The following is a 24,542-nucleotide window of genomic DNA, read 5'->3' as shown; positions in this document are numbered from 1 at the left end:
CCGTTTTACATTTTACTTTACCGTAATCTTACATTTTGCACTCTTACCATTGCTGCTTTTAACGGTAATAGTTGTTGTCCCATTCTTTTTTGCCTTTACCAGACCCTTGGAAGTGACTTTTGCTACTTTTTTGTTGGAACTGGTCCATTCCAGCTTTTCTGTTGCAGTAACCGGATATCTTACGGCTTTCAGAGCGAGGGATTTTCCTTTTGGGATCTTCAGCTTCTTATCCAGCTTGATGCTCTTCGTGACTACTTTCCCGGTCTGTACTTTGACATTCAGTTTCACCTTACCGCCTAAAGTACTTGTTACGGTGATATAAGTACTTCCCTTTTTCTTTCCGGTGATAGATAATTTACCTTTTTTCACCTTTACGGATACCAGTTTTTTATTACCGGACTTGGCTGACCGTATCTTCTCACCCGCCGGGGAAGAAGAGCTTATCTTTACTGCAGTGGTTGTTTTTTTCACCTGTAAGGTGATGGCTCTGGCATTTAATTTAATTACAAGCGCCTTTACTGTTATAGTACAGCTTGCTTTCTTTCCTCCGTCTGCAGTACATACAGTAACCACTGCTGTTCCCGGTTTTCCTGCCAGGATTATACCGTTCCCGTTCACAGAAGCTACCGACTTATTGGATGAAGTCCAGGAAACTGCCTTGTTGGATGCATTGGAAGGAGTGATAACTGCCGTCAGCGTCACTTTTGATTTTACCTTCATGGTGAATACTTTTTTATTTAGCTGCACTCCCTGCACGGAGATCTTCTCTGGTACCGGAACTTCCTTCTTTGGCTCCAGCTTCGCAATTGCATTTTTAAGCGCTGCCGCGGCCTGGTCTGTTTCACTTTGGGAAGCATCTGCTTTATTCATTACCGCTTCTGCTTTCGCCAGAGCTTCCTTCATCACTTTTACAGAAGCTTCTGTATACTTGGCAGTGTCTGTCTTCTTTGCATTTTGAATCAGTTCTTTCAACGCTGTCTTATCTGCTGCCTCTTTACCGCTGATATAGACGACTGCCTTGATATTCTTATAGGCAGGATCCAGTTCTTCTTCGGCAGTCATATTGAAGAGCAGCGTCCCATCGAAAGCCACATTTATACTTTTGACTACGGTATGGCGGCAAGGGTCAAACAGTCCTCCGGCACCGGGTTTGCCTGCATGTGGGTCCGGATATGGACGCGCATGGTAGACAAGTGCCAGGTTCCCATATTCATCCAGAACCACGGAATTATGTCCTCCGCCGACGTGCCGGCCTCCTCCGATGGATCCGTCTGCCGTATCATAGGAACTGAGTACCGGATAATTAATATTGGTCCAGCTGTCCGGATTCATGATGTCACTGCCTTTATCCGCCATCATCAGACCAAGGGTGTAAAATTTATCAACCGTAGCCGCCGAATAGCTGATATAAACTTTATCTCCATAAGAGAACAGATACGGTCCTTCTACGACTAACTGGTCATTTCCCTCCGGATTATTTACTGTAATGGAACCTTCATAGACGCCGTACTCCCAGGGCCACTGACCGGATTTAATTAACTGCGGACTTCCCTCGGGCTGAGGAATCACACCTTCACCGCCCTTTGCCTTTATGACATAAAGAGATGCAGCACTTGGTATTATATAGTACCCCTGTCCCCCTTCATCTTCATAATAAGAGACATCAAAGGATGCATTTGCCGGAGCCGGGAGGTTCATTTCGATTGGCGTCCCCCACTGGTCAGCATTCAGCATTCCGCCGTTCTTCATCTGCTCTGCGCTTCCCTCGTAAGGAATAAGTATGGACCTGCTGCACCATCCCCAATCGGTGTCATTTTTAATTCCTGCAGTACCAAAATCATGTGCTCCTACGATACAATACCATTTTCCATTGATTTTATGGAATTCAGGAGCCCAGATAAAGGAACCCCATCGATCACCAATTTTTGATTCCATAATGTAATGCTCATTAGCTGTTTTCAGTCCTTCTATTGTCTTTGCACGCCGGATATCCAGCTTTCTGTAGGAATTATTACGTGCATCACTTTCGTTATTCCAGTTCATGTTTTTCTCGTAATAGGAACCGGTTGAATAGTAATAACCGTCATCTTCATTATAAAAGATATGGGGATCGGCACGTTCCTCAATAAATGGATATGCATAGGAATCCTGCTGTACTTCTCCGGATATTTCATAGGTTCCTGCCTGTCCGTTTGCGATCTTATCCAGATCCTGCTGATTCCATTTTACCCCCAGGTTCTTAGTGCTTCCATCGCTGTAGTCTGCGGTCACCGTTTCCGGCAGTGTTACCTTGTCTCCGGTATTTGCCCGGATAACAACGGACTCAACTCCTGTATTGCGGATGGTTTCGTATTTCTTTGTGAATGCCTTATATTCTTCCCTGTCTGCTTCAAATATGGCAGACTGTTCCATCACTGCATTTTCCGGAACTGCTGCAGACAGCGCTGCCTTTTCATAGTCTGCTTCTTCTGTTATGACAGGTGTGGATCCTGCATTCAGATTACTCAGCATACTTACATAAGAAGTGCCCTGCTCATCCTTCCAGAATATTTTATAGCATTCTGATATGGAATCATAAACCACATCCGGATCCTGTACTTCCTTACCTTCCGTATTCAGAACCAGATACCTTTCGTTTTCAAAGCTTGTGGTTTCCCTGGTATCCCAGATATAAATTCCATCCTTCTTATTATTTCCCGATGCTGCTGCCCCCAGACTTCCGTCTTGATAGCGGAACAATACCGGTGAACCCATCTGATTGTCCGGATTTGTTTTCTGGTCTTTATCCCATTTTACATATAACACCGCCTTGCCTTTATTCAATGGCATAAACTCATCGGAAACCTGATCCCGCGCTGCCAGGAATAATGCATCGGAACGTCTGCTGTCGGATGCAGCCAGAAGATCTCCTTCTCCTGTATAAAGGTTCCCGCCCTTTACTACGTAGCTTAAAATCTGCCCTCCTTCTGCCATAACTGTCGCCTGTTTTGTGATCACGGTATCCCCAATCACAGCTTTTACCATAATCTCCTTGTTTTCCTGATCTCCGGCGGGGCGGTGAACAGTACCGTCTGCATCGATTATGCCCTTTGGTTCACTTGACCAGATGACTGCCTCTCCATTTACTTCCGTCTGCATATTGCAGGAGATATACTTAGGAATACTCAGTGCGGTTCGGTAACGCCCTGCTGCTGCATCTTTCTCAGATGCTATTGTCAGTTCATATACGGATTCTTCTGTGTACGCACCGCTGCTGATCACTGCTGTCAGCGTCACCGTCGTTTCATCCTTTTGGAAGTGTACCGTTCCGTTTTCTTCTACTACAGCAGGCTGGCCGGATCTCCATTTAACGGTGCATTCTCCTGCCTGAACGGGAAGGTCCAGGTTCCCGGTCACAGATAATCCATTCCCTATTTTCAAGGATGCCCTTGCCTCTTTTACTTGTTTAACCGGCAGGGAATTCTGATATAAATCTGAAACTTCTGACATATTGAATTCTCTGCTGTAGATTCTCAGGTCACAGAAATTTCCTGCGAAGGTATCATCTGCATACTCCGATGCCCCAATATATGCCGACAGTTTTTCTCCGAAGTCAGCTACTGTCTTGTTATGGATTTCTGATGTTCCTACTTTCTTTCCATTCAAATATCCGGTTATCCGGTCTTTTGTAATTGTCACCGTATAGTAAGCCCACTGGTTCATATAATCCAAAGTACTGATACTGTTCTGGCTGGAGTTATTGATTCCCACCTCTGTAGTCCATGGATTCGCCGTGCTGCCGGCAGCCGGATCTGTAAATACCGCCTTATAATAACCATCCGTATTACAGGGATTCAAAATAAAATAATCCGCCGGATAAATTCCTGTCTTCTTTTTTCCGCTAAAGGAAAATGCAGCTGTATTCATTTTCGTATTCTTATTTTTGATCCACATGGAGATGGTTGTACTGTTTTGTCCGTCAAACAGCCCTGCCGGCAGTGTCACATAATTTTTATCGGACTTTGCTCCCCCATCAAGGCACAGTACACCATCTGTAAAATGTGTTCCTTTACCACCCATCACGGCATCTTTTTGTTTGCCGGAAGCATCTTTACCGTCATCTTCCAGTTTGTAATGCGCCAGCAGGTCTTTGCTGATATCTAATTCCGGATCATCTCCTCCCAGCTCTTTAGCACTTAAAACCCGGTTATAAACTTTGACATTATCAAAGGATCCCTTAAAATAAGGATCGTTACTATAAAAAGATTTGCCCAGATATGCCAGCAGATTCGATCCCAGATCACTGACAGAACGCACGTAATCCCGTTTGTCAGCCAGAACACCATCAATATACAGCGACATGCTGTGACCGTTCATTACGATTGCAACCTTACTCCACTTGCCCTGGTAAGAACCATTGATCTGAACATCCCGCTCTTTCCCGTTACCCTGAGTGGTTATGGCATTTCGGATATTCCCGGGTTTGGTTCGGAGGAACATATACTTGCTGCTGTCCTGTCCCACGCCGAATGTAAAGAAGAAGTTACTTGTGATCTCCGGCTTTACATCCATTTCTATCGTCATTTCATCGCAACCGTCAAAAAGCCCTCTGGGGAATTCTGCATAGGTTCCGCTGCTGCCGTCCAGATATAATACATGCCCTTTTTCAGCATCCTTTTTGAATACTGCATTACCATATGTCTTGCCGTGGTTTCCATTTCCGGAAACATCAGTAATTGTGCCATCTGATTTTTCTTCAAAATTATATTCCAAAACTGGCTCTTCCTGTTGTCCCATGTTTGATTTTACAATCCACTTTTCCTGCAAGGCATCGAATTCTTCCTGCGTTACCGGAATCACAGTCCCGTGCTTTGCGCCGGTAGGCATCAGATAGGTGTCATCCTTCATGAGATGCAGACTGTTTTCTGCACCAATATCCTCTGAAATAAAAGGTATATAGCCTCTTTTTGCCCCTCCATATTCATCAACCAGGGCACACCATTTATTTTCATTCAGAAATCGGAACATTGTAGGACCTTCATAATAGCCTTTGTAACTTTCCAGCTCTGTGTTCTTTATTTTTTTAAATACAGATCCTCTGTTTTTTTCTCCATCCCCATAGCTGAGTAACTGATCCGCAGATTCCAGCGTAACATATGCCTCCCTGTCATCCTTAATCAGGCGGTAATATTTCTGCCCCACCTTTAAAATGGAAGCATCTATATTGCCATTGGGGTCATCCGAATAAACTTCAGGTTCGGTGAATGTATAAAAGTCCCTGGTCTTTGCAACATAAATTCTGCTCTTTTCATACTGGTCTGTTTTCACGGAACTGGACCAGTAAACCAGATATTCCCCGGTTATTTCATCATAAATTGCTTCCGGTGCCCATACGTGGTCTGCCTGTATGGAACTTCCCACATCTACTGCCCGGTGGTTTGTCCAGTTTACCAGATCCCTAGATTCCCAGATGATCAGGTCTTTGCTTCCATCTCTGGAAGTCCACCACTGGTTTCCATACCTGCCATTTCGGATATCCAGATCTGTAGCGATCAGATAAAAACGGTCACCTTCCGCAGAACGGATAATATAAGGATCCCGGACGCTTTTATCTCCCAGCGCAGAAGTTAATACCGGATTATTTTCATTCAGATCACTCCAGGTAATTCCATCTTTGCTAAGAGCAAAGTAAATCTGCTGGTCATCCATCCTGGATTCATCTCCGCTGAAATATGCATACAGATATCCCACATAATCCTTAGCTGCTTCTTTTGCTTTAACTGTCACGTTAAATGTCTTCGTATCCTCAAAAGTCCCATACCGGATCACCGCACGCAGGGTAACTTTCTGATCCTTACTACCTCTTGTCACCGTTCCGGCAGGTGTAGCCGCATAAGCTTTATTTTCAGAAGATACTGCAGAAATTACTTCTTCTTTATCAGAAATCCAGGTGATCTGCGAACCATTTTTTCCCTCAGATGAAAGGGTCAGATTTCCTTTTACAATATTTTCTGTTACGCCATTCAGCGTCAGCGCCTCCTTATCGGCAGCAACGATCCTTTGATCTTCCGGCACATCCCCTTCTTCTACAATAATGGTTCCTGCAACCGAACGGTATTCCTCTTTTAATTCCCGGTCAACGGTCATATCCAGTACAGGAGTCCCATCAGCTGCCCAGTGAACACGTCTTGCACTGGCACTCCTGGTCCCTCCATTTGGTTTCATGTGATATACAAATAAGTCATTGCCATCTTCATCTACGGTAAAAGCGCTGTGGCCCGGTCCGCCCTCCCCTGCAACACTTTCCGCCTGCAATATGGGGTATCCGGTCTCCTTCCAGCTTGCCGCATCCAGCAGGTCACTTTCCGCAGCTGCAGTTAACAGCCCCACGCAATAGGTATTGCTGACGCTGGAACCTGAAAAAGTCATATACACAGTTCCATCCCTTTGAATCACATAAGGACCTTCATCAACGGTGGCATCAAAACGGTCCCATCCATACTGGGGACGCAGTATGCACATAGGATCGCTGGTCAGCTGATATGGATTTTCTTTATCAATGGCTGCAATATATAGATCGGATGTTCCAAATCCCCTGTCACTTGTCATCTCACGCTGTGCCCAGCACACATAGGAAATTCCGTTCACTTCAAAATAAGTCATATCCAGTGTAATACCGTCTTCATAGAGATAGCTTCCATCCTGTTTACGGACTCTGACGGCCTCTTTCCAGTCATTCTTATTCGTCGGATTTCCGCCTTCTTTTAATTCCATAATACTGGATTGTACCTGCTTCCAATCATCACCAACGGCAAGGAAAATGTATAACTTACCGTTTATTTCATGGAGTTCCGGAGCCCATCTTGGTTTTCTCACATTTGGGATCAGTTCATGATCTGTGGCACCAAACAGTCCCAGTGGTGTATCGGCTTCCCGGATGTTAATCTGGGACTGGTTTGCCGTTTCCCCGGTTGCTATAAAATAATACTTTCCATTATAGAAATAGATGTCCGGATCAGCTCTTCCATTCAAAACCGGATATTTGGTCAATTTGGCTGTGCCGTTTATCTGATAGGTGCCCGCTTTGTTAAAATTAATTGACTTTAAGCTGTTGGCATCCCAATTCACTTTGATCTCTTTTTCTGTTCCGTCACTATATTTAGCCTTGATAACGGAAGCAATATCATCCTTTGTAAGTTCCTGGCCTGCCTTTGTGGCAAACTGAAATTTTTGTTCTTCTATTCCTGTATTTTCAATTGGAAGCAGTTTAGCAGTAAGCCCTTGTGTCTCAGACATGGTTACCGGAAGGACATTGCATGGTACAGCTCCGGCGATTTGAGCAGATACTGCTATGTTCTCCCTGCCTGTTATTTCTGCCGGTGCACTGATCTCTACAAAGTCTGCCGTGGTGCTGCAATACAACCTGCCGTCAGAACCCTTCCATGTAATCCGATATACTTTATTTACACCGTCGTACTCACACCTGGGTTCCGTAACTGCAAGTTCCGTATGTAAGGAAATCAGTCCATAATCTTCATATTCCATAAGATCATCCGTTGTATAAAGTAAAATCTTTCCTTTTGCATTTTTGTCACCTGCAGCATCAGTGCGCACAGCGGTTACGCCTATTTTTCCGTCCGCCATACGAAACAGATACGGACTGCGCAGACGCTTTGTGGTTCCTGCAATGGTGTTTGCTTCATTTTCTTCCAGATCAGCTTTTGGATAAAGGATACCTGTATTGTAATTTAAAGAAGTATACTCTACTCCATCCGCACTGTAAGCCAGATGCATACTGTCAGTTAATTCGGTATTGCCGTTTCGGGTATAACTCATAACGTAATTTGCGGTTTTTTCCATTACCAAAACCACAAATTCTTTATATGCCAGCTGATCGCCCTTTGCAATAGCTGCTTTCAGCTCTAACTGCATGTTCTGATCCTGAGCCGTAATTGTACCATCGCCGGCAATCACCGACGGATCGCTGCATTCCCAGCTTACAGTAATTCCATCACCCAGACTTGTGGGCAGCACGGTTTTATCCGTGATGGCATACGGCACATTTACCCGGCTCATGGCCTCCGCCAATACTCCGTCTGCTGCTATTACGGTTACCTCAAATTCTTTTGACACCGTTTCCCCATTTCGCATAAGTACTGCCGTAAGGGTTACATTCTGTAAGGTGTCTGACAATGTCACTTTTCCTGTATGGCCTATTACCGTGGGATCGGATGATTCCCAGGTAATAGACACATCATTTCCAACGGTTTCCGGAAGCGTAAGATTGGCAATCACTTTGGAGGTATCTCCAAGAGTGAGGCCTTCCTTTGCTTCCAGCAGTTCATTTCTGTTAAATGCGGTTTCATACAAACCGTTAACTTCCGTATCCCCCAGACATTTCCCATAAATACGCAGGTCACGGAAGGAACCTTTAAACAAAGGATCCTCCAGATACTCTGACTTGCCGATGAGGGATACCAGTCCTTCTCCAAAATCAGATACACTTCTTGTCAGGCTGGCAGTACCGATATGCTCTCCATTCAGATATGCAGTCAGTGTTTTGCCACTCCCACCTTCTCCTGCCGTATCGAGAACCACCGTATAATAAGCCCACTGGTTCATATATTCAGTTGTGGAAACCGTATTACTGATTCCGGCTTCCGTATTGTAAGGTGCCGATTCATTAATAGAATCCGTCAATACCGCTTTATAGGTACCTTTGGGATTACAGGGATTCAGTAATAAATAATTGACGGGCAAAACCCCTTTTGCTTTTGTCCCAAAGAAGAAAGCAGCGTAATTTCCTTTTGTATCATTATTTTTAATCCACATGGAAATCGTTAACTGATCCTGATGATCAAAAATCCCCTGGGGCAGCGATACATAATTGTTACTGTTTGACTTTCCTCCGGGTAAATTCAAAGATTCCCCCGCAAACGTCACCCCTTCTCCCAGTACTGCTCCATGATATTCATTCCCGGACACATCAAGGACATCCGTTTCCAATGGATAATGGGCTATTAACTCCTGATCTGCCTGGAAAACTTCTTCTGCCCTTACGTCCGGCATACTTAATTGCGGCAATGCAGTCACCGCCATAATGCCTGCCATTGCCCCTGCTATCATTCTGCTGACTATTTTTTTCTTTTTCATAAACAATTCTCTCCTGATAAACTTTACACACCAAAATTTGTCCATAGATTAGGTAATGAATGGAATCAGCAGTGTGAAAGCGATTTTCTTTCACACTTTATCTCACATGAACCTTGCATTTTGCTTTCTTACCATTGCTGCTGATAGCGGTAATCGTTACATCCCCTTTCTTTATTGCTTTTACTACCCCTTTGGAAGTAACTTCCGCAATCTTTCTATTGGAGCTTTTCCATGTGATTTTACTGGTTGCAGTTACAGGTGATTTTACTGCTTTCAGCGTCAGCCTTTTCCCTTTCTTTATAGTGACTTTTTTATCTAAGGTTAATTTGGTTACGTTTACTTTCTTTTTCACCGTTATTTTAACTTTAGCTGTACCGCCGTTGGTGGTGGTTACCGTCACATAAGATGTTCCTGTCTTTTTGCCTTTTATCGTGAGCTTTCCATTTTTAACAGACACGGATGCTATATTTTTCTTACTGCTTTTTGCCGACTTTATCTTTTCTCCGGACGGCACTGATGATTTCAGTCGTACAGCCGTAGTAGATTTCTTTGCCTGCAGCGAAAGTCTGCTGTAGGTAAGTTTGATAACCGGCTTTTTCACTACTACTTTACATACTGCTTTTTTGCCACCGTCAGCAGTAGTTACCGTAATATAAGCCGTACCGGGCTTTTTGGCTGTGATTTTTCCATTTTGTTCTACCGTCACTTTTCCACTGTCTGAGGTGCTCCATAACACCTTTTTATTAGCTGCATTTTCCGGTAAAACGTTAGCAGTAAGAACCATATTTTCTTTTAGCGTCATGGTTAAGGACTGTTTATTTAATGTGACACTTTTTACAGAGACAGGCTGGGGCTTAGGATCCGGATCCGGTTTTACTTCCGGAACTTTTACCAATGCAGCCCGGGCAGTCTGAAGATTTAAAAGTGCGGTATCTACTGTTTCCTGGTCAGCGCTTTCTAAGCCCAGCACTTCTTTTGCATAAGACAGCGCATCCGCATACTTTGCCCAGCTCTCTCTGGTATAGCTGTCTTTCTGGCCTTCTCCGATTGCCTGGTTTATTTCAGCCTGCAATTGATCTTTATTTACTATTTCCGGCTCATCCTCTTTCATTTGAACAGATGCCACGCCTTCCATTGTAGGAGTGATTGTCATATATCCGTCTTCATCAAAGAAGATTTCATCGATACAAGTCTCCCGGTGTTTTCCAAGTCCATCGGAGTCCAGGAAAATATCCAGCGGTGTATAGAAACGATGGTAGGACATAAAATAGCGATCCTGGCCTTTGCCGTCTTTTACATGAAGGACGGATTGATGAGCACTGCCCAGTATTCCTTTTTCCGTATCTTTTTGCAGTAAGGTTCCACGAAGACTGATTGCACTGTCCAGCGTGTCTGAGACACCATAATTCACATGGTAATTCGGACTGTTTGCATCATCACAGGACCATGTCCAGTGATATTTACCGCCTGCTTTAGTAATTACCACAGACTCCCGGAAATCTCTGAGATTATTAATCTGATTTAAGGTTCCTTCTTTCACACTCATCATGTCATCGTTCAGTTCTACAATCGCCGCATTTCCATTGCCAAATGTCATATAGACTTTCCCGTCATCATCTGTAAAGATGGAAGGATCGATCGCCTGTCCCATGCTTACCCCCGCATCTTTGCACATCTGTACTGTAACGAGTGCCTCCCCCTTATCGGTATAAGGTCCCTGGGGATGATCCGCCTGTGCAACACCGATGGCAGACTGCCCATTTGGAAACTTCGCACAGTAATAGAAATAATATTTCCCGTTTCTTTCTTCAATGGTTGGCGCCCATGCACTTCCCACTGACCACGGTGATGCTGCAATCTGCACTCCTTTGTCATTCAAACCAGGTTTATCATTTTCCACATCCATAATGATGCCTTCATCCACCCAGTCCACCATATCTGTTGAAGAAAATGCATGGAAGACCGTTCCGCTCCAGGAGGGGTATCCATCTGTTGTAGGGAATATCCAGAATTTTCCGTCCATATAATCAATGTCCGGATCTGCATACTGTCCTGGCAGTACCGGGTTATTGGATACCACCGGTGTTTTTATCGTCCATTCCTCTTCCTTATCTCCTTTTTTCACCGTTATCACACAATCCCGGCTCAAATCCAGGGTACCGCCGTTTTCCCATTCCCGGCTGCCATTCCAAACGCTTACTTCTTCTCTTGTAAATGTCAGGGTTACAGGTACCTTTGTAAGGTCGCATCCTTTTCTCACGTAGGATGTAATCACTTTATTTTCAATGTCCACTTCGGTACGAACAGCGCTGTGATCATCGGTGCCACGGTAAGTAAGTGCCGTATCCCGGTCCGGTGCAGTTCCTACCAGACCATCTGCAACAAGACCTACACCTGCCTCTTCTGCAATTTCATCTGCCGACAGTGCTCTGTTGTAAATGGCTATATTGTCAAATCCTCCTTTGAAATTCCGGTCTGCACTATAGAAAGATTTTCCAAGATAACTTTTCAGATTCTTCCCTAATTCAGTAACTGAAGTAGTTAGATTCTTGTTTTCACCTGCCAGGATGCCATCTACGTAAACGCGCATCGTATTCTTATCTATAACTGCCTTCACATTGTGCCACTGCTTCACAGCTGCTCCGGCCAGTGTGTGGGATACAGCAGATTCATTGCCATATGAGGAGCGGGTAATTGCACTTCTCAAAGTATTTCCTCTCATTCTCAGGAAATAGTACCGATCCGTATCCTGTCCAAATGCAAAGGTAAAGAAATTCCCGTCCGACAGTTCTGTCATGACATCCATAGAAATTGTCATCTTATTCCGTCCGTCAAAAAATCCATCCGGTAGTTGTGCCCATGCGTTTGTTCCTCCATCCAGATAAAGATAATTTTGATTTCCTTCCCCTGGATCAGTATATGCTTTTACTGTTGCACCGCTTCCATAAATAAGGTCGTTTTTCTCCTCAAATGTGTACTGCAAAACAGGATCTTCCTGTTCTTCTTCGGTATTTTCTTCTGCATCATCCGTATAGGCTTTCATAAGAGCTGCATACTCATCATCTGTAACAGTAAGAATCGTCCCATGACGCTTTTTTAAACTGTCAAAATTAATATCGGTGGCCGCCGTCCAGCTCTGGGTACTCATATCCCCGAGATTAGTTGAACGAAATGGAAGATACCCCTTTCCTTCTGCATACTGATCGCACATTAACCCCCATGTATCCACCGGATTGCCATCTGCATTATTCAGGCGGTCATCCTCGCAATATTTAAAAAATTCTGGTCCCTCTAACTTTCCACCACTGTAATTATTATTATTGAAAATGTTACTTAAGGTGCCAATGATTTCCCAGCCATCGTAAATCGACTTACTCTTCTCTATGGTAATCTGCCCATCACCGGAAGCACGATAATATGTATCCCCGTCTTTGATCATAGTTGTATCAATTATCGAATGATTTTCTCTGCTGATCCACAATTGTGGTTCTGTAAAGGTATAGAAGTCCCTGGTTTTTGCATAGTACATTTTCATAGGATCGCCGCCGACTTCCGCTGCCATCTCGGAAGATGCCGTTGCCCAGTATACTACATACTCTCCGGTATTATCATCATAGATCGCCTCAGGAGCCCAGGCACATCCCCCTCCGGGAATTTTAGATGCAACATCTGCAAGTCTTGGCTCACTCCAGTTTACTAAATCTGTGGATTCCCAGATAACCAGTTTCGTGCTGCCCTTTGTAGTGGCCTGTGCATTTCCCCAGCCGCCCCTGTTCTTTATGCTCAGGTCTGTCGCCAGAAGATAGAACTTGTCGCCTTCGGGAGATCGTATCAGATATGGATCACGGACACCCTTATCTCCAATATCAGAAGTCAGAACCGGCTTTCTATTATTTAGATCTCTCCAATGGCTTCCGTCTTTACTTGCTGCAAAATAGATCTGCTCATCACTGGTGCTGCTCTCAGATCCGGTAAAATGAGCAAAAACATAAGAAGTATCTTTTCCCCGTTCTTCCGGTTGTTTTTTTACGGTAAAAGTGAAATCCTTCGTTTCCGCATAAGTCATGCCGTTATAGGAAAATCCGGCTGTTACGGTTACTGCTGTATCCTGATCTTCCGGTCTGGTTACAACACCCGCCGGTATCACACTGCCATCTGCTGCCTTCCCTTTGGCTACGGTTACAATACTCTTATATTCATCTGCTGTGGTCCAGCTTATATTACATCCATTTTCAGTCTGTGACGGCAGCGTAATATTTCCATACACTTCTGTGTAAGGCAGTTCAAGGGATTCATAGGCTTCCGGGAAGAGGGAATCTGACCCTTTTACCGTGATATAAAATTCCTTCACGGCAGTGCTATTTCCATAAGACGCTTCAGCGTTCAATGTCACCTGGACATCCTCTTGTGGAACTGATACAAGCTTTCCGTCATCACTTACAATTGAATCATCGGAAGAAGTCCACTCAATACTGCTTCCATTAACGCTTCCCGTATCCGGTAATGCAATGTCCCCACTCATAACCCCGGGTAATGTTATGGCATCCAGATCCTCTTTTGCCAAGCCTTCCTCAGAAGTATCCCGAATCGTAGAATAGACATCAAATTGCGTTAATGTACCTTTAAATGCATCATCGGGCGTATACAAAGATTTTCCGATATATCCGCAGAAATCATCCCCGGTTCCTTCCTTTAATAGCTTCTGAATGGAGTAACCGGTGTCCAGCACTTCTTTTTCTTCTCCATTCACAATCAGTTTCACAGTCCCGTTTTCAAAATCCAGCCGTACCGTAGAATATTGGTCAGCCACAATCCGCTGATTCTGTTTAAACAGGAGCTCATTGCTGGCATCTTTTATGCCGGAACGCAAGGTTCCGTCCCCCTGCATAGGATTTAAAAAAACGTAATTTTTTACATTTGGCCACTTATCTTCCTTTGTACCCAAACACCACAGCCAATGGCCAGCCTTTACCGATGTCTTAAAAGTTGCTTCTATTGCAAAAGATTTTTTCTGAATCAGCCCGGAAGGAATTTCAACGTATTTTCCCTTGTCACCGGAAAATTTCAAAATCTGATCCTGATTCTCCTCTGCAGCGAAATCACCATCCTCAAAACCTACCAGTTGAGCATCATTTCCAAATCCACTGGAATCCGTCAGTTTGCCATCTGCATGCCCCATGTCATAAGATGCAACCAGTACTCTTTCTTCTGCCGCCTCCAAACCAGTATCTTCTGCAGATACTCCCATTGATGGAATCACTGATAATACCATGCTGAAGCTCAGCAAAAATGCCATTATTTTTTTCTTCATGTGTTACCTCCCTCATAGTTAGAATTTAATATTTTCCATAAATATGAATAGGCGCAGTATTCAAATTTATACATTTAAGTATATCAGATTCACTTTTTAATAAAACGGAGGTTCTTATCAAGATGCTAAGATTTCTTAGCTAATCGGTCGTATTGGGAGATCGGGGATGATTGAGAGTTTTAATAAATTTGTACGTATTGTATTAGATAAAATTAGATTATAATGTGAAAATACAGCATTTGCAGATAGAAACCATCAGGTCTTATTGTAATTTTTATACACAATATGTTGTTTTAATACTTTCCAGCGGAAAGGGGATGCTTCTATGCAATACATATTGAGCATTCTTATGTCTGTAATAGCCCCGGCATTATATGCTATTATATTTGTAAATGGTTAGATGAAAATAACCGCAGCCACTAACCAGAAAATCCCCCGCACACCACTGCATGGGATTTCTTTGTGCAACTATGCACATACATATTTTGCATTTCTGAATATAGCATACTGCAATTATTTATGATTGTCAAGTCGCGTCGACTATCTTTTTCGTTCAGATCTAGAGCGTACAGTTTATATAAGTGGCTTATGGCTCACTATAAATAAACTTATGAATCATTACTTGAAATAGAAACTTCCTGATGGTTTATTATATTGGGGTTTAGCTGAGTAATGACGCTTTGTAGATGTAGGTAGTGTACGGAAAGAGAAGGGGGCGAGCCAGGACATTGATTTGGAATGCTTACCGCAGAACTGCCTAAACACACTATACTGCATCCAAAAACAAACAGCCTGCCACAACCCAGGGTCTCCACCCTGCTGAGAAAACCAGCTTTGTATCAACGAATGCTATCTCGGAAAGATGGGTGTGGGAAACTGGTATGGGCGGAGGAAGCGTAGAGCAGATCTGAGTATTTACTTACCTTTTCGTAGTGTTTTTTGGCGGATAGTATTCGACTGGCTCCCATCGGATACTAAGCGGGCACTGAGCTGCGAAATGCATCAGGATTTCGGAGCGAATGCCCGCGTGCCGCCAAAAAGCGCTTCGGAAAGGTTAGAAAATACCAGTTCTGCGGCCAGCTGACGGAGCCCATGCCAGTTTCCCACACCCATCTTTCCGTACACTACCTACATCTACAAAGCGTCCTTACTCAACAAAACCCCAATTCAAAAACTGTTCGCTGTAGTACTAGAGCATGTTTTAAAATTGCTTTCAGACAGACCATACAATGAGTCAATATTATACAAGAGATTTTTCTTCCTCTATGTTATACTTGAATCGAAAAGGAGGTTTTTATAGTGTCTGAGAAACGTACAATACGGTATGACCGTGATTTAAATCTGGAAGCATATCATTTCAAAGGGATTATGCAGAAGTTCCCAAACCATTTCCATGAGCATTATGTAATCGGCTTTATTGAAAAAGGGAGCCGCCGCCTGACCTGTAAGAACAGGGAATATAATATAGAAACCGGAGACATTATTCTTTTGAATCCGCTTGAAAATCACATCTGTGAGCAAATTGATAACGGTGTGCTTGATTTCCGCTGCATTAATATTCTTCCGGACGCTATGCAAAAAGCTGCTTACGAAATCACCGGAAAAGATTCTTTACCACATTTCGGAGTAAATGTTGTTTATCGCAGTGACCATGTGAAACCATTACACAAGCTTCATCAGATCATTATGGAGCAGCAGCCGGATTTTGAAAAGGAAGAACTTTTCTTCTTTTTATTAGAACAGCTGATTGAGCTTTATGCGGAACCGTTTTATAAACAACCGCCAAATAAGAACAGTCCGGCTATACAGACTGTCTTTGATTACATAAGCGGACATTATGCGGAACATATCCGCCTGGATGAACTGGCAAGCCTGGCAGGTATGAATAAATATACTTTACTGCGAGCCTTTACCAGACTCAGAGGTATAACCCCATATCGTTACCTTGAAACAGTCCGGGTAAATGAAGCAAAAAAATTGCTGGAACAGGGCATAGAACCAATTGAAGCTGCCATGCAGACCGGATTTGTGGATCAGAGCCATTTTTCAAATTTTTTTAAAGACTTTATCGGTCTTACTCCAAAACAATATCAGAATATATTTAAGGATAATCCCAGACCCGGAAAGGAATATTATGAAACAAAATAAAAATATTACAGGACATCTTGCAGCCGTGCTTACCATTCTGATCTGGGGAACAACCTTTATTTCCACCAAAGTACTTTTAAGGGAGTTTACACCCATTGAGATATTATTTTTTCGGTTCAGCATTGGATTTATCGCCCTGTTACTTATTTCTCCCAAACGATTCCATCCAAAGGAAAAGAAACAGGAGTGGCTGTTTGCCGGAGCCGGCTTGTGCGGTGTAACACTATATTTTCTTCTGGAAAACATCGCCCTGACCTATACGCAGGCATCTAACGTAGGTGTGATTATTTCCATTGCTCCTTTTTTTACTGCTTTATTTTCACATTGGTTTTTAAAAGGGGAATCACTGAAGCCTAATTTCTTTATTGGATTTTTAGCCGCCATAAGCGGTATTATTCTAATCAGTTTTAACGGAAGCTCAAATCTGCAATTGAATCCCACTGGGGACATACTGGCTATACTTGCTGCTTTTGTATGGGCTGCCTATTCCATCCTGACCAAAAAGATCAGCGCATTTGGCTATAGCACGGTACAGACAACAAGAAGGATTTTCTTTTATGGCATTTTGTTTATGATTCCTGCCCTGTTTATCTTTGATTTCCGTCTGGGTCTGGATCGTTTCACCCAGCCCCTACACCTATTTAATATATTATTCCTGGGACTTGGTGCTTCTGCACTCTGTTTTGTAACATGGAATTTTGCAGTAAAAATACTTGGCGCTGTGAATACCAGCATCTATATTTATATGGTTCCGGTAATCACCGTTGTAACTTCTGTAATTGTCCTTGATGAAAAAATTACAGGAATGGCTCTTGCAGGTACACTGCTTACTTTGGCAGGCCTCCTGATCTCAGAAAGTAAGATATCATTCCGGAACAGTAAAAAACAAAATAAAATTTCAGATCCTTTATGAAAAATAACTATCAATAAAATAGAAACAGAAAAAGATACGGCTCTTCAGAATTAAAACCGTATCTTTTTCTTTATTCAAAAATGGTATTGAAAGAGATTTTTCCCATTCAGTTTACGTTACATTCCCAAATAGCGGGTCAATTCCAATTATATTATTTATAATAATACAGTCTGCACACTTCATCTCCCTTAGCAATACTTTTCAATAACTTTAATTTTCCGCCATAAGCCTCCCCAATCCCATGATCACCGCACATGGCTATATCGCATAAATCTGCAATCTCCTCATCTGTACAGCCAGCCTTCTGCCAGGCCTTGACCAATGGACAGTAATGAAAATCAATTGCCAGGACCTTATCTGTGCTTTTCCTTATCTTCATCTCGAATACCCACTGGGCAGGTTTTGTAAACAGCGTTTTTCGCAATCCGGTCAGACTGTTCGTCCCGCCGGTTTTTATTAAATCATTTCCCTGTGATAAACCGCACCGCTTAATTGCCGCACTTCCAAAATCTTTCCATTCAAGCCCCCGCTTACCCGCTTCATCACAAAGCAGATAAAGCCATGCTGCTCTTTGCTCCAGCTGCCCTCTGACCGCCTGTATAATAGGGTTTTTAATGGACGGCTCATTGGTTACGATGCTGTGTCGGCCTCTCGGCTTGTTTTTCTTCTGTTCTGCCATCTCTTTTACGGTCTGATCTGCCATCTGATCTGCCATCTGTTCTGCCATCTGATCTGTCATCTGTTCTGCCATCTGTTCTGCCATTTTATCTGTCATATCCTCAGCCATTCTGAATACCTCCTCCGATTTCATGTGTATATCTGCTCAAATTTCTTTATATATTATCTTAACACACTCTTGCCCGATTAAAAATCATTAATTTTTTGATATTTCAAATTAGACTGTTCATTGGACTCCAGCTTGAATTCAAAATAATATATGTGTTAACGCGTTAACATGCAGCTGTTAGAAAGCAGTTTTAAACCCCCTTCAGATACAGAAAATCCCCCTTAACAGATCTTCTCTGCCAAGGGGAATCTTATTTATTGCTATTCTATTTTACCTTAACTGTTTTTACTGTACTCCATTTACTATACACCTTTTTGCCCATAGAATTTGTTGTATATCCTCTTGCCCTTACATAATATGTCTTTTTCTTAAGGTTTTTGATTGTATAAGAAGTATTCTTGGTAGTTTTCGTTGCCGGCTTACCCCTGAAGGTCTTCTTTAAGGAATATTGAATCTGATATCCGGCTGCCGCTTTATCTTTTGTCAATGTTACTTTTATTCTGCCCTTAGTACTTTTCGCAGACTTAATCTTCGCTCTTCTGCCAACCAGAGTTAATGCATTGGAATCCTTCTTTGCATTGTTTCTGGCATCTGCAATTGCTTTATCTGCTGCCGCCTGTGCTGCCTGAGCCGCTTTCATTGCACTTTCAGCTGCCCTTTGGGCTTTTTCTGCCGCCAGCCTGGCTTCTTCCGCATCTTTTTTCTTTTGCGCTGCATCAGCTGCCGCTTTCTCAGCTTCTTCCTTTGCTTTTTTGGCTTCCTGGGCTGATTCTGCTGCTGCTTTTGCTGCCGCTTCCGCTGCTGCTTTCGCTGCTAATGCATCTGCTCTTGCTGATTCTGCTGCGGTTTTTGCTGCTATGGCTTCCGCTTTTGCTGATTCTGCTGCGGTTTTTGCTGCTATGGCTTCCGCTTTTGCTGCTTCCGCAACTGCTTTTGCTGACTCCGCTGCGGTTTTCGCTGCAGCTGCATCATTTTTAGCCTTTACCGCTGTATCTCTTGCTGCTTCTGCTGCCACCTTTGCAGCAACTGCATCGTCTTTTGCCGATTCCGCTGCTTTTTTTGCGGTCTCCGCTGCTTTTGCTGCTGTCTCAGCTGCACCCTGGGCTGTTTTCGCTTCGTTTTTTGCTGTTTCGGCTGCACTTTGAGCTGCTACTGCCTTTTCTTTTGCTTCTTCTGCCTTTTTCTGGGCTGCTTCAACATTAGTCTGGGCTGCTGCTGCTTTTACCTGGGCTTCCTCTGCTTTTTTCTGTGCTGCCTCTGCTGCAAGTCTCGCTGTCTCTGATTTTCCTGCCTCTGCCAATGCCTTATCCGCTTCGGTTTTTGCTCTGTCTGCCTCCGTTTTAGCTTTATCCGCTTCGGTCTTTGCTTTGACTGCTTCATCTGCCGCTTTTGCTGCTTCCGTTGTAGCTGTATCTGCCGAAGCTGCTGCCGCTTCCGCATCTGTTTTTGCTTTTATGGCATCTTCTTTTGCTGCATCCGCTGATTCCTGAGCTTCTTTTGCTGCTTTAATAGCTGCCTGCTTTGCTTCTTCTACAACGTCGGTCACTTCATTATTCAAACCTTCTATTGCTTTCTTAAGATCATTAATGACACCGTCACGCTCCGGGAATGTAAGGCTTGCATATTCCACCCTTTCTTCCGCTATCACAATTGCATTTTGAAGTGCTGCAAAGCTTTCATCTGTATATATTTTAGGATCATTCTTGTATGCCTTCGCTTCCTCAATTGCAGTTTCCAGCGGTTCGCGTTCATCACACAGATTGAACGGCAGCAGTGCATCCATTGCTCTGTTTAAAGCTTCTGCTGCATTGTCGATCTCGCTCTGTGCAGGAACTTTCGGATCGTTGTCATTTACTTTTCTGGAATCCGCTTCTATTGCCTTGAAATTATTCCAAGATTTACGGGTATACTCGGTATACTCATGCTCATCCCATAACTTATCGCTGGTGTTTACCGGATTGACCTTTTCATTTGCAGTGTTCAGAGCTTCTTCCAAAGCTGCTCTCTCCAGCATTACCAGTGATTTCATTGCATTTTCAATTGCGAAAATATGGTCTGCAGTTTCTTTGTCCGTATAAACGCTGCCGTCTTTATAAGCCTGGGCATCGGATATCTTACTGCTCAGAACACCAAAACTTTCCGGCGTATAATCTGCTTCCGCCAAAGATCCTGCTTCCGTTAATTTCTCCTGAAGCTTTGTGATATCCACAGCAACTGCTTCTAAGTTGTCAATAGCTTCCTCAAGGGATGCGATTGTACTTTCCAGCTGATCTGCTGTTGTATCTGCACTTTGATATACCGCTGCTGCTGCTGTCAGTACTTCATTTATTGCTGCTATGCTCTCATCCGTGTACATTCCGGAGCTGATCCTGTCCGTTACGTCAGTGATTTTTTGAAACAGCGGAGTTTTATCTACACCTGCATTTTCTTCGGAAGCAGGAATATAGAAATAAGTTGTATATGCCGGAACACCAGCAAAATAGTGCGGAACAAATGTTTTTGGTGCTGCATCTCCTCCCGTAGTTCCAGGCACCACATTCACGCTTAAACTAGGTACATTTCGTGTTGGCACTTCTCCTGACGTGCCGCCTGTCATGGTCTCCGGCGCATTTATGGTAACGTTTGTACCTTCTCCTGTTGTAAGATAGGAGTCAAGTTCAATTCTGGACAGACTGGCTACATCCGTTGATGCCATAACCAGCGGTCCGTTCATAAGGGAACCGTACCACTCGGAATCACATTTACCTGGCAGGTAATCAACATTAAAGCCAAAAGGCATGGTGACTACGATTTCATCCGTGGATGACCAGGATCTCACACCGGTGGAAACATAGGAACTTGGCTCATAACTGTCTGCCAGAGAGGTTCCGTTGAGTTTGATATCGAAATCTTTTGTTGCCCAATAAGGAACACGGAATTTCATTTCGAATTCCTTTGTTTCCGCACCAGGTGTTACCATAAATGTAGATTGCTCAGACGGGAATACACAGGACTGCTGGATTGTCACATCCTGTTCCTCCCACCTCGCTGTGGTAGGCATATACAGTCCAACATAGAAGGTCTGCTCATCTGCTGAGGTGAAATAAGCAGCTTCCTGGTATTTAACGTGATTCTCAGTCCCGGTGCCGGAACAGCAGGTGTTACCGGGATTGGTTGCATTGCCGGTACTTCTTTTTCTGGTGCTGTTCGGATAAATAGAATATCCGTAGGATACCTGGTTGGATTTACTGCCTGGTACAATGGATCCTATGATCTGGTTATAAAGCAGACGCTCATAGTAGTCCATATATTTCGCATCGTCAGGATTATAAGTATTAAGATCCTTGGTTAGCTTAAGCATATTGTAAGCTGCACAGGTCTCACAGATTTTGTCTGAGTTATTGGTATTGACAACCCCAATCTGATTGTATGTGCCCGCAAACTTTTCTTCATTACTGTTGTTGCCTCCCACACCGCCGATGGTGAAGGAATAGCGTCCAATTATATAATCCCAGAAATTTTCTGCTATATTGTAATATTTGGCATCATTGCTTCCCTTAAAGTTCCAGAGTGCTCCAATGATCTGTGGTATATGCTGATTACAATGCAAGGTTCTGATAGAGTCTCTGTTATCCGCAAGGGATGAGAAAAACGGGATATTTCCCGTATCACTGCTGGCTCCATTATTATCAAAGCACATGGAAGCTTCCAGCAGTTTCGCAGAATCATCTTCATTCCCCTGGGCCTTCATAATATCGGAAAGTCTTGCCAATGTTTCATTCACACCGCCAAATTCTCCTGCAATGTATAAAGCCCACATACTGTCACGGTATCCTGGTGAGTTAGCGTCCGGCCGTGTCCCAGCTTTTGTGCAGTAATGGAGTCTGTTCCATACCCACATCCCCATATCCTTTGCAATGGCAAGGGCTTTATCTGCCACTGCCTGCTCTTCAGTACTTCCGCCGTCCAGAGCATAATAGATGTCAACGAGTCCTGCAAGCTGCTTATGCAGGGAGTAATAAGGTGCCCAAACGCCGTAGTTATCCATGTTTCCATCATAAGGAGCGTAGTTCTCTATGAGTATGAGATGTTCTGGCTGAATTGCATTAATATATCCGTAACCAAATAACGAAGGATCTCTGGGTGCCGTTGCATCATCCATTAAACGGACATTTGTCATTGCCTTTACTTCACTGTCCGTCGAGTATCTGTCACGCGCTTCCCTGAATCTGTCTTCTGTAGGCAGTTTGACAAATGTCATCTCCTGCATCTCACGCATTTCATCCGTCATTCTTTTCATTCTGCTCATAAGCTGGGACTTTTCATCATCGGCTGCACCGGACGCGTAAGCAAATGCAAGTCCGGACAGGTAATGCCCATAACCGTGTCCTTTCAGCTTTGTTGTTCGGGAATCCCATCCGCCTGGTGCAGCGTAACCCTCCGTACTAAGTCCGAAAGTCTCCCGGTAATTATAAAGCATACGGGTTACGTCTACCCCCAATATGTATTCTATCTGATTGTCTCTGTTTAATGTCAGCCTGTTAGCCTCACCATCAGGGTCATCTTCAAGGGTCACTTCATTCAATGGTAAAGTTTGTACAAGCGGATTGTTTGACGGTACAATAGCCTCTCCATCCACAACCGTGATTTCCGCAGTAACCTGATATCCGTTTGTAATAGCATTATCACCCAGCACATTTCCGTTCATGGTATAGGTATGTCCAACCGGATATTCTGCCTGTGCGGTCTGCGCTGCAGTGGTATAGCCTTCCCAGCTGACTCTTCGCTGTTCAGATTCTCCGTTGCTATAGAGTACCTTTACAAAGTTTGGCAGTTTAGGAGCATCACCCACCGGACATTCAATTATGATCGGCTCGCAGGATACAATTGATCTGCCTGCCCCCGGATATGCCGGAATCGTAACTTCCCAATCACGTGTGACAGATGCACTCCCAAAGGTAGCCGTAGCGGTTAGTTTAACCTTGGCATCCGCTTCTCCTGATGGTGGTCTGAGAACATTTCCATCTGTCCATAAGTATTTAGAATTTTCTGTATTCCATGTAAATACAGATCCAAACCGCCCCTCCTGGGGGAACGTAAAGTTTGTTGTTCTGTCCGTAACGCTTCCGATGTCGATGGATTCCAAATCCGTTGTGGCGATTTTCTCGTCATCCATATCAGCAAATACAGAGAATTCAAATTGTTTTGTTGCGATGAAATCTCCATTTTCCGCAGTAGCTGTGATCTGGCCTGTGGCATCGGGTTCACCATTTGCCGGGCGGGTCACTTTACCATCATTGCCTAAAGCGGGATCCGTAGATTCTGACCAGGTGATCGTACTTCCGTTAGATCCAACTGACGGAAGCTCTACATCACTCAGAAGTTCCATAAGGAAGTCTTCCTGGATCTCGGCTAAATCTGCTACAGCAGGATCCACATAACCGAATACTTCCCACTCGCTTATACCGATGCCGGGTGCTGTGCCGGAATTTCTTTCCGCCGTTATACTCAACCGTACCCCTTTTGTAATAATCGGGCTGTCCAGATTAACTACATTCCATTTTGTATTGGCTCCCCAACGTTTTGGTGACGGCCATGGCTTATTGGCTTCCGCACCGCCTTCACCGGTAAATGCTGCCGAATTACCATCGGTTCCAACGGAACCATAGTCAACCCATTCATCATTTACCAAATACTGAAGGTTACAATCCCTGGCCCAGCGAACGCCTCCATCTGTGTAAATCCACCACATAACCCGCATGGATTCCAACACTTGCGGCTGATTCCATGTATACTGAATCCAAACCGGATTATCCGGATTACCGTATTGGGTCCCCCATGTGTTCCATACAGATCCGGTACTGCCGCTTGCAAGTTTCCCGTTGTTTGCATTTGCTGCCACCGAACTTCCGTTGGCGTATGCCGCTTCTACCTTTGCGGAAAGTGCAATATTACCATCTTCAGCGCCATATGGATCAAGCCTCTCAAGATCCTGAGGTACAGCTGACAGCTCATTTAGATACGGTGAAGCTGCTGCGGGCAAAACCACGCTGCTGATCATGGATAAAATAATCAGTAATGAAACAATCATATTTGTTCTTTTCTTACGTAAACTTTTTGTGCTTTTTCTTAACATTATTTCTCCCTTCTCCATTAAACAACACAATTAATGATTGCGAAAGCCTGTTTTTCTTATTACCCGGCTCACCTCCTGACCTTTTATACTTTTACACCGGAATTCTAAAAGATGTCACGCTATCCCGGTATTTGTT

The 24,542-nt window shown here is 43.8% G+C and carries 7 protein-coding genes; 2 read left to right on the top strand and 5 right to left on the bottom strand.

The window, feature by feature from the left end; all coding sequences use genetic code 11:
- Nucleotides 1-12: 12 nt before the first annotated feature.
- From QR40_RS04230 to QR40_RS32440, 3 genes are all read right to left on the bottom strand, one after another.
- Nucleotides 13-9,132 carry a family 43 glycosylhydrolase gene (locus QR40_RS04230; protein WP_044293594.1) on the bottom strand — a complete coding sequence of 3,040 codons (9,120 nt, stop codon included), beginning with the start codon at nucleotides 9,130-9,132 and terminating at the stop codon, nucleotides 13-15.
- Between the two features lie 97 nt (nucleotides 9,133-9,229).
- The gene (locus QR40_RS29490; protein WP_052430696.1) at nucleotides 9,230-14,443 is read right to left on the bottom strand and encodes a family 43 glycosylhydrolase; all 5,214 of its coding nucleotides are present in this window, start codon (nucleotides 14,441-14,443) and stop codon (nucleotides 9,230-9,232) included.
- Between the two features lie 1,002 nt (nucleotides 14,444-15,445).
- A complete protein-coding gene (locus tag QR40_RS32440) occupies nucleotides 15,446-15,568 on the bottom strand; it encodes a hypothetical protein (RefSeq protein WP_255348096.1) in 123 nt (40 codons plus the stop codon).
- A 171-nt stretch (nucleotides 15,569-15,739) separates the two neighbouring features.
- Between QR40_RS32440 and QR40_RS04220 the strand changes: the two genes are divergently transcribed.
- The gene (locus QR40_RS04220) at nucleotides 15,740-16,591 is read left to right on the top strand and encodes an AraC family transcriptional regulator (protein ID WP_027295885.1); all 852 of its coding nucleotides are present in this window, start codon (nucleotides 15,740-15,742) and stop codon (nucleotides 16,589-16,591) included.
- Complete coding sequence (locus QR40_RS04215) at nucleotides 16,578-17,504, top strand: DMT family transporter (protein ID WP_044293593.1); 927 nt, start codon at nucleotides 16,578-16,580, stop codon at nucleotides 17,502-17,504. The genes QR40_RS04220 and QR40_RS04215 overlap by 14 nt, the downstream gene beginning before the upstream one ends.
- A gap of 151 nt (nucleotides 17,505-17,655) precedes the next feature.
- Here QR40_RS04215 and QR40_RS04210 read toward each other — a convergent pair whose 3' ends face one another.
- Complete coding sequence (locus QR40_RS04210; protein WP_242858454.1) at nucleotides 17,656-18,291, bottom strand: L-2-amino-thiazoline-4-carboxylic acid hydrolase; 636 nt, start codon at nucleotides 18,289-18,291, stop codon at nucleotides 17,656-17,658.
- Between the two features lie 265 nt (nucleotides 18,292-18,556).
- Nucleotides 18,557-24,406: a beta-L-arabinofuranosidase domain-containing protein gene (locus tag QR40_RS29485; RefSeq protein WP_052430695.1), complete on the bottom strand. Its 5,850-nt coding sequence runs from the start codon at nucleotides 24,404-24,406 to the stop codon at nucleotides 18,557-18,559.
- Between the last annotated feature and the right edge of the window lie 136 nt (nucleotides 24,407-24,542).

Source organism: Robinsoniella peoriensis (genome assembly GCF_000797495.1).
In the GTDB taxonomy this organism is placed as follows: Bacteria; Bacillota; Clostridia; order Lachnospirales; family Lachnospiraceae; genus Robinsoniella; species Robinsoniella peoriensis.
The sequence above is the reverse complement of the archived record's forward strand: the minus strand, read 5'-3'. Positions and strand labels throughout refer to the sequence as shown.